This window comes from Flagellimonas chongwuensis, assembly GCF_013376415.1.
In the GTDB taxonomy this organism is placed as follows: Bacteria; Bacteroidota; Bacteroidia; order Flavobacteriales; family Flavobacteriaceae; genus Flagellimonas; species Flagellimonas chongwuensis.
Genome location: NZ_WYET01000002.1, coordinates 1 through 12110 on the forward strand (window position 1 = coordinate 1; position 12110 = coordinate 12110).

A 12110-nucleotide genomic window follows, 5' to 3' on the forward strand; every position below is an offset into this window, starting at 1 on the left:
TGAGGCCCGCCTCCGACAGCACCTTCGCCGACATGCCGCCACCGGCCCCGGAGCCCACGATGATCGCATCGTACACCGTAGAATTCTCTATTATCTGCATCTGTTAGTTTGGTTTAATTATAAATGAGTAAAATATGAATCAATCTAAAGGCAATCATTATCAATGCTTGCACAGAACGTATGTTCCATGCTCTTGATTCCCATGAGTATCTTATATATTAAAATTGAGGCCCACCATCCATAAAGGATATGATGGGCCTCATAGTTTAATACTAATGTATTAATAACCGTTGTTGTCGGTACCCAAACTTGGGTTACGCTGAAGTTCCGGCCCTGGCAAAGGCAATAACATATGCTTTTCTTCAATCTGTTTACCTCTTTCTGTGGTATGCCCAACTGCATTCACAAAGGATATGGAACCAGGTGTATCCGCTACTGGGAACTGTCCTGTACGAACAATATCGAACCAAGTTTTGAATTCAAAAACTAATTCCCTGTGTCTTTCTTTCCAAACTTCCTGTACAAAGGCCTCTGTTCCCAAACCGGATAAATCCGCTTGAACTGTGGCAATGTCGGATTCCCAATAAGCTCTGGCACGCACTTGGGCCAAATAGTTAATGGCATCTGGGGTGACTCCGCTAGATCTTGCAATGGCTTCGGCCGCAATCAACAATACATCGGCATACCCGTATACTGCAAAATCTTTTCCTGAGTTTGCTGTTTCAAAAATGGCGGTATCATCATGCCAGACGTAAGGTGCTGTTGCAAAGGTTTGTCCTGAATCTTGAAAGGTGGAATGAAAATATTGCTTTTCCTGAATTCTTAGGTCAGTTGCCGGGTCATATAAATCCATAAATCCATCTGAAGGCAGATACCCTCCGTTAGTAATATCATAAAGTACTTCTGAAGCAAGTGCTACAGGGTAAGAGTACCTTGGATAAACGGAAGTTCCTATCTCTGGGTCATATTCTTTGATATAAATATGTTCTACGGCAGATGCATCTGACTTTCTAATCTTGTTGTAGGCGGAATTTTCCAAATCCACAACTCCCGGAGACAGCTCATCATGCTGCACCAAATCATAAGAACCGTAAGTTCCATTGATTATGTCCTGTGCCAAGCTGGCTGCATCACTGTATCGGTCCGCATTCAATGGGTTTCCACTCATGGTCAGGTAAACATCGGCCAATAGTGTCGCAACTGCTCCTGCAGTTACGCGCTTACCGTTGTCCACCATACTTACTGTTGGCAGTCCACCATTTAGAGCATCGGTTAAATCTTGCTCTATCAGCGTATAGATATCGGCCACAGGGCTTCTCTCCAAATACAGATTTTCCAAAGATTCGTATGGCTCCGTGGTCAATGGTACGGGACCGAACCATCTTACCAAGAAATAGTAGGCAAAGGCTCTAAAGAATTTGGCTTCGGCCATTAGTTGTGACCTTTCTGAATCGCTCAACCCAGGTGTTTCAGGAATATACTTGATGGCGTTATTTGCCCTGGAGATTCCCAAATAAAGTTCCCTCCATCTATCTTGAAGGTAACCTCCAATGTTATCCCCATTAAGGGTAAGCTCTTGTGAATTGCTCACATGGAGTTCCTGACCTGCATATTCGTTAACGAAATACCCGGACATGTATCCTCCCAGCATCATTGGGGTTCCACTATACACTCCACCATCCGTCATGTTGGGAGCACCGGTCCTGTACAGTGAATTTACCGCACTGTAGGCCTGGTCTGGTTCTGAGAAGAACTGATTGGAATCCAGTTCGCTCAAGGGTTTCTCTTCCAGAAAGTCCGAACAGGAACCCAATACAATTATTCCGATTAGAAAAACTATATATTTAATTTTCATGATATCTTTTTTATGTATTAAAATTTGAGGCTACATCCAATGGTAAATGTTCTTGGCTTGGGATACTGGAAGAAGAAAATATTCTGTCCCCATTGATTATCCCCCCATGAAGTAGCTTCTGGGTCGTACCCTTGAAAGTCCTTGGAGTGGATCACGAAAGCATTCTCCAAACTGGCATATACGCGTAGTCTGTTCAAGCCCATGATATCCAAAAACTGCTGATTGAAGTTATAACCCAAAGAGAATAGGTTTCCTCTGATGTAGGAACCATCAACCACCCATCTGCTATCTACCTGACTGTTTTGCCCTGCATACGCTTGGTTCCTGATTTCCTGAACTTGGGTGTTCTGGTTGCTCTCGGTCCAACCATCATAAAGAATTGTAGCAAGTCCGTTGGCAATACCTGAACGGTCTTCGGTAGAGTGATAGAACTGCTGCATGATCTCTACACCTGCAACAAATTGTATATCGGCGGTGAAATCGAAATTCTTATATCTGAAGGTGTTGATAAAACTACCTGTGATATCCGGCAAACCTTTTCCTAGGATTTTCTTTTCAGCAGATCGTTTGGCCTCACCAGGAACAGCGCCAACTTCGGCAGCCTCAGCGGCTTCGTCGGTTCCCCAAGTTCCCAAACGCTCGTAACCCCAGAAAGAACTTAAGGACTCCCCTACTCTAAGAATAGTTTGACTTCCTGAAACCCAAAATGGTCCTGGCTCTATATCCTCATCATTTTCACCCAAACTTTCAATCCTGTTCTTGTTGTAGTTCATGTTAAAGGATGTTTCCCAACCAAAATCCGCTTTGCGGATAATTTCTGCAGTGACCATGGCCTCGATACCTTTATTGGAAACAGAACCTATATTGTCTCTTACCGATGTGAATCCGGTTGTATAAGGAACTGGTCTGTCCAATAGAAGGTCTTTGGTCAACTTATCATAGTAGTCGAACTCCAGACGAAGTCTGTAGTCAAAGGCAGCAAGATCTAAACCTATATCAAACTGGCTGGTTTTCTCCCACTCCAACCCTGGATTGGACAAACGGTTGACGGAACTGGAACTTACCCTTGTACCGTTAAGCAAAACTGTTCCTGAAGAAACTGTTGCCAATGAACTATACGGGTCAATCTCTGTGTTACCGGTGATACCGTAGCTACCACGTAGCTTAAGTCTGTTGATAGCGGTCACATCCTGCATAAAAGCTTCTTCACTAATGTTCCAACCAGCACCGATTGAAGGGAAGAAACCGTATTTATTGTCTTCACCAAATCTTGAAGAACCATCGACCCTTCCTGTCAAAGTCAACAGATATTTATCCTTAAATGTATAACCGGCACGTAAGAAGTAAGAGTTCAACGCCCATTCGTTTGTTTCGGATTCCGGTGCACTTGGGTTACTGGCGGAACCAATGTTGTTATAACGGAAAAAGTCGTCGCTAAATCCTCTGGCAAAAATGTTAGAGGACTCATATACACGCTCTTGCCAGCTAATACCCAACATGGTGTTGATTCTGTGATCACCGAACTCCTTGTTGTACGTTAGGTAGTTCTCTTGTTGCCAGTATGTGCTTTTTTCGTTAAAAATACGGGCAAAACCATTGGGAGCGGAAATGTTTACCAAGTCACGTGGCGAATATTCCTTTTTGTTTCTGATATTTTTATCAAAACCAAATTGTGTTCTGAACTCCAAACCTGGCATAATAGTGAAATTCGCGTAGAAGTTTCCGAAAAGCTGGTTTCTCTCCCAGAATCTTTCCTGTGTTTCCAATACGTGAACCGGGTTGGACATGGACTCCAAGTTGTAGGCATCGCTGATCATTTGGCTATTGCTCCATGTTCCATCAGGGAATTTTACAGGGAAAATTGGAGGCATTTCAATCATGGTCCTTCTTGGCGTTTGACCTCCACCGCCTTCTTCGAACTCGGTATCCTTGACGTCATTTACTAGAAGGTTTACACCCAATTTCAACCAATCTTTTGGAGTAACATCATATGCAATTTTACCGCTTATCCTATCCAACTCGTTGTTCAGCATTATCCCTTCTATGTGGGAATAGTTCAAGAACACCCCGATAGATGATTTTTCACTTCCTTGCTGAATAGATAATTGGTGATTGTTAGAGTAAGCTGTTCTAGTGGCTTCATCTTGCCAATCGGTATCGTACAGTGGATTACCTTGCGCATCGAACAAATTGGGGTCGTTTGTCGTAAATACGGGTGCTGGATCGCCAGGACGGTACTTTGGAGTGTTCTCCATACCTGTACGAACTACTTCCAACCATTCCTCTGCGTTCAGCAAGTCCATCTTTTTGCGAATGCTTCCAACGCTCAAGAAACCATCGTAACCAATGGATATTTTTTCATCTTTCGAACCTCTCTTGGTCGTAATCAAAACAACACCATTAGCACCCCTGGCACCATAAATAGCTGCAGAAGATGCATCTTTTAACACCTCCATACGCTCAATATCGTTAGGGTTGATAAACTGGATATCGTCCATTACAACGCCATCAACAACGTACAACGGATCTGTTGAGGAATTGATGGTACCAACACCACGAATCACAATTCTTGGCGAACCTGTGGGTGAACCTGAATTTAGGAATACGTTTACACCTGCCACTTTACCTCTCATTCCTTGCAAGGCGTTGCTCACCGGCGCTTTTAAAAGTGTTTCGCTGTCCACTGCCCCAACAGCACCAGTAAGGTCAGATTTTTTTTGGGTACCATAACCCACGACAACCACCTCATCAAGAGCAGCAACATTTTCTTTAAGGGTTACATCAATGGTCTGTTCTCCAGTAACCTCGATTTCCTGGGTCACAAAACCTATATAGCTAAACATAAGCGCATCACCGGCATCTGCCATAATACTGTAGTTCCCGTCAAAGTCGGTGGTAGTACCTTTGGAAGTACCTTTTACCAGTATCGACACCCCAGGAATCGGAGTACCGGCATCGTCCGTAACCTTTCCGTTTACAGTAAACTGTACATTGGTTCTAATGAGCTCGTTGATTTTGTCCGGGCTCAATGCGGTCGGCACTTTATCTACATTATGCTTGCTCAGGAGACTTTCAATTTTATCCTTTATCTCCGGATTGTTCTTTGGAAAAAGAATAATCTGGTTCCTAACAAAACTGAAGGCTATATCGGACTCGGAGAAGAGTTCGTTCAATACGGCGTCCAATGTTTTATTTTCAACTTTAAGCGATTTTTTGGAATAGACATCCACAATGCTGTTGTTGTAGAAAAAACTATAATCGCTCTTACGTTCGATTTCGTTCAATATCCGCTTCAATCTTACATTGTTCGCCTCCAACGAAATGCTTTGGGCATTTGCTTCCGAAGCAAATAACTTGGCCAAAGTAAGCGCCACTAAGATCAAATAGATTTTCATTATCCTGATAATTGGGACCTTTGGTAAAAAAAGTTCCTTTTTTTCCATAATTTTGATGAGTTTACGATGTTTAATTACATTTTTATGTGGTTAAATAGTTTCTGAGAGGAGGGTGCGGGAACACCCTCCTCTCTCTTTTTAAATCATTGCTTCATAAATAGTGTTATTTGGTTATTGTGCATTTTATAGAGTATAGGTGACGACACCTCAAAAAGATCCAGAATCTGTTCAATACCAAGATTATCGAACTCCCCGGTATATTTATAGTCCATTATCCCAGGGGATTCTACCGATATATCAACCTTGTATTTTCTTTTTAAATCGCTTATGACCTGCCTTATGGGCGTTTCATCATAAATAAATTTACCTTCTCGCCAAGCAGTAAATTTTTTGGTCTGTACGTTGTCAACAATAAGCTTATCGGCATCCTTGACATAAGTAGCCCTTTGTGATGGGGCCAACACCACGGTCTTTTGATTTTGTTCTTCCACTACTTTTACCTTTCCAGACACCAAAGTAGTTTCCACATTTTGGTCTTCCGGATAGGATTTCACATTAAAAACCGTTCCCAGCACCTGAATATTCATGCCATTTCCGGTAGCCACCTTAAAGGGTTTTTCCGGATTATGGGCCACATCAAAAAACGCCTCTCCTTGAAGACTGACATCTCTTGATTCTTCGGAAAATTTTTCGGGATAAGAAAAGGTGGTGTTCGCATTCAATGTAACCTTTGTACCATCTGACAAGGTTATGGTTTTGTTCTCCCCTATAGAGGTAGAAGCCAAAATTATTTGTGAACTTCTTTCTTCCAATTGTTTATTTGGCGAAATCAACGTAAATGCCAAGGCAGCCATTAGCAAAACGCAAGCTGCATATCCTACATATTTATACCAATCGGCAAATTTTCTTTTGGGCCCCAATACGTTCTTACGCTCACCTTCTTTTAGCAGTTTGGCGACATGCCTTGCTTTGAGAACATGATAACGTTGTTGTTGCTTAGGGTTCTTGAGCAACCACTTTACAACTTCAGCCTTTTTATCATCTGGCAGTCGACCTTCTACCAATGCATTGATATCCTTGTTGTTCATCTTAAAATAGGAACAGTATTCAATAGCATGACGTAAAAAATAGGGTCACCCCCTAGTCGGAAAGTAAATTTTATAAAAACAAAGAAGGCAGGTACTCGCTCAGGGCCACTCGAAGTTGCCTTAAGGCCCTGCTCATATGGTTTTCCACGGTTTTAGGAGATATTTCCATTTCCTCTGATATTTCTTTATGGCACAATCCCTCCATCCTACTCTTTTTGAAAACTTTCTTACATTTTTCAGGGAGTTGCTCTATGGCCTTATCCACCAGAGATTGAAGCTCGTTTGCTAAAATCGAAGAAGCCATATCATCTGCCAACGCACCATGGTTCAACCAAAACTCTTGCTGTTCAACAGACATTTCTTTGGTGAGCTTATTTTTTTTGGCGCGAAGATAATCCAAACAGGCATTTCGGGTCATACTGTAAATGTAACCTGTAAAATTGGTGGTAATCTGTAATGTATCCCACTTTTCCCATAATTTGACAAAGACATCATGGATGATTTCTTCGGCATCTTCTTGAGAAGGAATATAACTGTTTACAATCACAACAAGTTTAGGCCTATAAAACTCATATATTATGCTAAAATCATCCTCCACGGTATTCTCCGATAGGGGGTCGATTTTGAGGTTATGCAAATATTCTGGCTTCATTTTTGGTAAATGCAAACATTTTACACCTGCAATTTACAAATTTCGGATTAACGACAAATTTTAATCTCTTTATTTACTTGCGTAGCCCAAATTGAAGCAACAGTGTAGTTATAACATTATCAGACAGGTTACAGCCCATCTTTTTATCTCATAAAAGTAATTCACCCAACAAAGTGAGTTTAGTTGACCAAGGTATACTTAAAACCTGCTCCATACTAGCCGTATGATCTTTGTTTTTAATCCTATGGAGTTAAGGTGTATGTAAAATCGATCCTTGTTTGCACCACTGAACCGGTCACCTCGGTTATATTGTATATTTCCGAGAATGTAAATGCCGTTAAATCTTCATTAAACTCCAAATTAGTGGTTTGCATGGAGCATGAAGATACCAAGCTAAGGTTTTGTGAAGTCAATTCCCATGTACCTGTAGAAGGAACCACATAGTCACAATCTTCCCCATATTTTCCTATTTCATAGGCAAAAGTCCTATCGGAATCAAAAGTATAGGCAGCGTCCCTAGCACACTCTTCGTATTGTTCAAAAAGGTCTGTTGATGCATTGTCCGTGTCATCATCGGTCAAATCCACTTCCTTGGCAGCTTCAATGCCGGAAAGAATCCATTCCCCGACCAATATTTCTTCGGTCGTGGTTAGATCACCAGTAAAATCCGGTGCACATTCGGGCCCTTCATCCGAACTACATGACATAAGGATTGCCGAAATACTCATTAGGGAAAAAGCATTAAAAAACATTCGTTTCATCTTCAATTAAATTTTATTGTTCGCTATTAGGATGGACAAGAATACAAATGGTTGTTTGTGGAAGTAAAAAAACATTCAAACCCCTATAAAAATAAAGCATCTATTTTCTCGTTTTAAAACCTACAGCTCCAAGGAAAAAAGCTATGGCACGTTTGTTGTAACCCATACTTTACCAAAATCTTACAATCATGAAAAACTTCAACTTTATTCTGCTTTCCTTTGTTTTCTTAAGTATGGCTTCCTGTGCAAGTTCTGGATTTGTGAATTTGAACTACCCTCAAGAACCCGAACTTATTTTGCCACAAGAAATCGAAAGTGTAGCCGTCGTCAACCGTTCACTGACCAAAGAAGAGGACAAGAAAAACAGAACTTTGGAATCCATAGCCACGGGCGAAATAGCAGGATCGGACAAACTTGCCTCAGATGAAGCCGTCAAAGGTATTTTTGATGGTCTACGGAACAGTAATCACTTAAAAGCTGTGATACCTCCAAAAGTTAGGATATACGGTACCGGCACCAGAAAAACTCCAGAGATATTGGGTTGGGACGAAGTAAACGAAATTTGTGAATCGGCCAACGCAGACGTTCTGCTCGTTCTGGAAAACTTTGATTCCAATTCTGATTTTGTAATTGCCAATGCGGTCAATCAAGTTACCTCTGTTTTGGAAACCGGACGTACCGATACAAGATTCCCCCGTCGAGCTCGTGTAAATATCAGAAGCTTTTGGAGACTCTACGATCCACATTCAAAAGTCATTATGGATCAGTACCAACAGACCTATTTTATGGATTTTGACCTGTTAAGTGGCGCTGCACCCCTATCTGCACTACCCGAAACGGCCTATGCCGCGGGAATGGAGTATACCAACCGTTTCTTTACCAGCTATTACCGTGTAAGACGGGATATGTACAAAAAAGGAAAAGGCAGGGACAAAAGCCTATTTGCCGCTGGCTGGAGAAGCAGTGAAGTGGCCAACTGGGACGAAGCCATTAGAATATGGACCGATGTTGCCAACAATAGGGGAAAGTCTGCAGGAAGGGCAGCCCATAACCTGGCAGTTGCCTACGAGGTCAAAGGGAAAACGGACATGGCACTAGAGTGGGCACAACGTGGCTACCAAGAGTTCGGGGATAAAATGGCCCGCGACTACGCCAAGGTGTTGCTCCGTCGCAAAAGCTTGGAGTATTAAAAAGTTGAAAACTTTAAATTAGGCTAACTTAACCGCCATTTTGCACTTGCCTTATAGGCCATTATATTGCACGGAAAAGATGAAAGTTTGGAGAAACTTCTTCAACGGCTAAATTGATTTAAAAAATTGCTTCTAAAGTTCCCTAATCTTAATATTTCGGAACCAAGTTTCAAAATACCAATATTGCAAAGCGATTTTACCTTCTGTGGTCTTGCCGAACTCGGGGTATTTGGAAAAATGAGTACCGGTAATCTCTTCCTTCCATTCGGGTGAGCTAAAATCTTTCTCTGCCGTGAGGACCCCATTGAGGTAGAACTCTATTTTACCATTCTCCTGTTTTATCCTGGTCTTGTTCCACCCTCCTTGTTCAACCTCTACTTTGTTTTGTTGGGGCAGGAAAACATAAAGGGAGCCGGGACGCTTCTCGGGTATATCATAATCCATATGGTCCGCACCTAAAATCTGATACTCCGGTCCGCTTTGCCAAGCCGTAGGTACATCCGGTAACTCCTGAACATTGATAAAAATACCACTGTTACCATTTCCTGCTATCTTCCACTCCAAAGTAAGCTCATAATTTTCGTAAGCATCGTTAGTGACCAAATCTCCTGCTGTCAAAGATTCATCATTTGCGTTGCTATGCAATTCCCCATCCACTACCTCCCAAACAGAAGTGGCATCCGGATCGTTGTACAAATGCCACCCACTCAAGGTCTCCCCATCAAAAAGTAGCTTCCAGCCTTCTTCCTTTTCCACTTGCAGCAATTGGTTGTGTGTAGCATTTTCCACCGCGGATTTTTTGGTGCGCCAAGTATCGGCGTCTTCCTTTTTATTTTCGTTTTTGCAAGATGATAATATTAAAATCAAAAGAAGACAACTTGTAAGTTTTGTGTACATGTAAGGTTTAGTTTGTTTAGTTATGTAGCAGCTAAAGATAGAAAAAGTATCCGACCCGAAACGAAACCACTTTTTATTACGCTATCAATTTCCATGTGACCTAGGTCACTTTGTGGTTTAGTCGGTTTTTATAAATTGCGTACGCTAAATGTAGATTTTATGAAAGGAAACTTTGTCAATTTGATCAATAGTGACCAATTGACGCTCATCGATTTTTCCGCAGAATGGTGTGGCCCCTGTAAAATGTTGGCACCTATTTTAAAACAAGTGAAGGATGAAATGGGCGATTCGTTGAAAATTGTGAAAATAGATGTGGACAAGAACCAAAGTCTCGCAAACACGTATCAGGTAAAAGGCGTGCCAACAATGATTTTTTTCAAGAACGGGAAACAACTCTGGAGAAAATCCGGTGTTTTGCAAAAAGGGGAAATCGTTCAATTGGCCAAATCATTTTTATAGCCTATTCAAATAGGTGAATGACCAAGAAAGGAACTGTGGAATTAAGGGTTACTTTTTTAATTACCGGTTCCCTGGTCAGCCTCTCAAAAAATGAGTGATCTTGATTGATCATAGCTACCATGTCAATATTACCGTCTTCTTGAATTAATCTTTGAATGGTATTATTGACCGAAACATCTTTCTCCACTTCCACAAATTCAAAATCGATGGATCGCAAGCGTTTTTCCAATGCGCTTTTGAAAGCTTTCTGTTCCGAAGTAAAGGATGTTTCATTACCCACATGAGCTATCCAAAGTTTCGCATTGAAACTTTTTACTAGGTTCAACAGTGGTTTTAGCTCGTAATTTTCAAAAAGATGCTCATAACCTGTAGCGAGCAAAATGGAATCCAACTTTCCATTCGGTCGGTAATCTTCCGGGACCGCTATGACCGGGCAAAAGTCCATTTCCTTGATGATGTTGTAGGTATTGCTGCCCATAAAAACTTCCTTAAGTCCGGATGCCCCTTTGGTTCCCATGATGATATAGTCGATTTCCTCCTGATAAACCGTTTTTCCAATAGCATTGACCAAAGTATCCATTATGGATTTGGATGTAAAAGTATGTTTTGGATTCTTATCAACCTTTTTGATTCTTTCCAACTCTCGTTCAAGATCACGTTCCGATTGTTCTTTCATCAAATTGTACAATCGCGTATCATTGGCACCGGCCATTTTAGTAGAAAGACCAGAGGCTCCCACTTGATAAGAGTTTAGCAGAAAAAAGTCACAAGGAACATGCTTGAATAATTCCAAGGCGTATATCGCAGCATTCCAAGCATTTTCAGAAAAGTCCGTAGGCAATATAATTCGTTTCTTCCTCACTTGCCTATCGTTTTATATTTTGCATTACCATGAACGGTATTTTAATCTTGAGCCCCAACAGGTCCACCGTGGAACGGTATAGCATATCTTCAAAAAAGGAGTGCCGGGAATTCATCATCACCAACATTCCTGCTTCTTTTTTTGCTATCTCTTCCAAAATAATATCCACCTTGTTTTTTACAGGGGCCGTTTCAAAATACAGATAAGGCTTGCTCAAGGTTCCTTCCAAAAATAATTTGTTATCCTCCTGTCGTGGACTGAGTTCATCAAAGTCCGTGATATACAAACAGTGGACTTTTGATTTAAACTTACCGGCAAGATCACCCAAAAGTTTAAGTTCGCGCCTTTTATACGGTAACAAGTAATCCGTAGGGAAGAGAATGGCCTTGGGCTGTCTGTATTCAAAGTCCTCGGGAATTGCGATTACTGGGCATTTTACATATTTAAAAACCTCAATGGTATAGCTCCCAAATGTGGTATTGTGATTACTGGTCTCGCCCTTGGTTCCCATGATCACCAAATCAATGTTCATCTCATCCACAAAATCATTGATGCCATCCACAAGAGTATCAAAACTGGCAACGGTCTCAAAATTATGCAGTGGGTTTGGCGGCTCCCCAATAACTGAGTTGACCATTTCATCCAGTTTTTTCTGAGCCTGTGCTTCCTTTTCTTCCTTTAATCTTTCAACATCTTCCTTGGCAACTGTTTTGTAAGCTCCATACACCTCTTCCCCATAAGTGTGCATCAAAAAAAAGCAGGCCCGTTCACATTTAAAAAGCTGTTGGGCATATTGCAAAGCATGGAGTGAATTTTTTGAAAAATCGGTAGGTATGAGCACAGTTTTCATGACTAATTCGCTTTTATCAAAGATAAATCCACGAAATCTGATAAAAAATGACATTGGTCACTCGACGATTGTTGTTAAATTTTAACAAACCAGAAATTTAA

At 41.4% G+C, this 12110-nt stretch carries 10 protein-coding genes; 2 read left to right on the plus strand and 8 right to left on the minus strand.

Annotated elements, in window-relative coordinates:
* Window positions 1-280: 280 nt before the first annotated feature.
* The 5 genes from GUA46_RS04885 to GUA46_RS04905 form a co-directional block, all read right to left on the minus strand.
* Window positions 281-1855, minus strand: coding sequence for a RagB/SusD family nutrient uptake outer membrane protein (locus GUA46_RS04885; RefSeq protein WP_108247073.1), 1575 nt, complete (start codon window positions 1853-1855; stop codon window positions 281-283).
* 17 nt (window positions 1856-1872) lie between these two features.
* The gene (locus tag GUA46_RS04890) at window positions 1873-5250 is read right to left on the minus strand and encodes a TonB-dependent receptor (protein ID WP_229418444.1); all 3378 of its coding nucleotides are present in this window, start codon (window positions 5248-5250) and stop codon (window positions 1873-1875) included.
* 143 nt (window positions 5251-5393) lie between these two features.
* Window positions 5394-6338, minus strand: a complete 945-nt coding sequence (locus GUA46_RS04895) for a FecR family protein (protein ID WP_176619556.1) — start codon at window positions 6336-6338, stop codon at window positions 5394-5396.
* Window positions 6339-6408: 70 nt separating this feature from the next.
* Window positions 6409-6990: an RNA polymerase sigma-70 factor gene (locus tag GUA46_RS04900; RefSeq protein WP_176619557.1), complete on the minus strand. Its 582-nt coding sequence runs from the start codon at window positions 6988-6990 to the stop codon at window positions 6409-6411.
* Between the two features lie 242 nt (window positions 6991-7232).
* On the minus strand, window positions 7233-7751 hold the full coding sequence (locus tag GUA46_RS04905; protein ID WP_176619558.1) for a DUF5004 domain-containing protein: 519 nt from the start codon (window positions 7749-7751) through the stop codon (window positions 7233-7235).
* A 188-nt stretch (window positions 7752-7939) separates the two neighbouring features.
* Between GUA46_RS04905 and GUA46_RS04910 the strand changes: the two genes are divergently transcribed.
* Entirely contained in the window at window positions 7940-8941 is a 1002-nt protein-coding gene (locus GUA46_RS04910) for a DUF6340 family protein (protein WP_176619559.1), read from the plus strand.
* A gap of 132 nt (window positions 8942-9073) precedes the next feature.
* Here GUA46_RS04910 and GUA46_RS04915 read toward each other — a convergent pair whose 3' ends face one another.
* Window positions 9074-9838 carry a 3-keto-disaccharide hydrolase gene (locus GUA46_RS04915; RefSeq protein WP_176619560.1) on the minus strand — a complete coding sequence of 255 codons (765 nt, stop codon included), beginning with the start codon at window positions 9836-9838 and terminating at the stop codon, window positions 9074-9076.
* A gap of 159 nt (window positions 9839-9997) precedes the next feature.
* Here GUA46_RS04915 and trxA point away from each other — a divergent pair, with 159 nt between their 5' ends.
* Entirely contained in the window at window positions 9998-10297 is a 300-nt protein-coding gene (gene trxA / locus GUA46_RS04920) for a thioredoxin (RefSeq protein WP_108247080.1), read from the plus strand.
* A gap of 1 nt (window position 10298) precedes the next feature.
* Here the strand turns inward: trxA and GUA46_RS04925 are convergent, their stop codons facing one another.
* Both GUA46_RS04925 and GUA46_RS04930 read right to left on the minus strand, forming a co-directional pair.
* Window positions 10299-11159: a universal stress protein gene (locus GUA46_RS04925; protein ID WP_176619561.1), complete on the minus strand. Its 861-nt coding sequence runs from the start codon at window positions 11157-11159 to the stop codon at window positions 10299-10301.
* A gap of 4 nt (window positions 11160-11163) precedes the next feature.
* Window positions 11164-12009 carry a universal stress protein gene (locus GUA46_RS04930; protein WP_176619562.1) on the minus strand — a complete coding sequence of 282 codons (846 nt, stop codon included), beginning with the start codon at window positions 12007-12009 and terminating at the stop codon, window positions 11164-11166.
* Between the last annotated feature and the right edge of the window lie 101 nt (window positions 12010-12110).

Bases quoted from the DNA above. Each gene is read 5' to 3' on its own strand.
- GUA46_RS04885 (WP_108247073.1), bottom strand. From the start codon at position 1,855: ATGAAAATTAAATATATAGTTTTTCTAATCGGAATAATTGTATTGGGT.
- GUA46_RS04890 (WP_229418444.1), bottom strand. From the start codon at position 5,250: ATGAAAATCTATTTGATCTTAGTGGCGCTTACTTTGGCCAAGTTATTT.
- GUA46_RS04895 (WP_176619556.1), bottom strand. From the start codon at position 6,338: ATGAACAACAAGGATATCAATGCATTGGTAGAAGGTCGACTGCCAGAT.
- GUA46_RS04900 (WP_176619557.1), bottom strand. From the start codon at position 6,990: ATGAAGCCAGAATATTTGCATAACCTCAAAATCGACCCCCTATCGGAG.
- GUA46_RS04905 (WP_176619558.1), bottom strand. From the start codon at position 7,751: ATGAAACGAATGTTTTTTAATGCTTTTTCCCTAATGAGTATTTCGGCA.
- GUA46_RS04910 (WP_176619559.1), top strand. From the start codon at position 7,940: ATGAAAAACTTCAACTTTATTCTGCTTTCCTTTGTTTTCTTAAGTATG.
- GUA46_RS04915 (WP_176619560.1), bottom strand. From the start codon at position 9,838: ATGTACACAAAACTTACAAGTTGTCTTCTTTTGATTTTAATATTATCA.
- trxA (WP_108247080.1), top strand. From the start codon at position 9,998: ATGAAAGGAAACTTTGTCAATTTGATCAATAGTGACCAATTGACGCTC.
- GUA46_RS04930 (WP_176619562.1), bottom strand. From the start codon at position 12,009: ATGAAAACTGTGCTCATACCTACCGATTTTTCAAAAAATTCACTCCAT.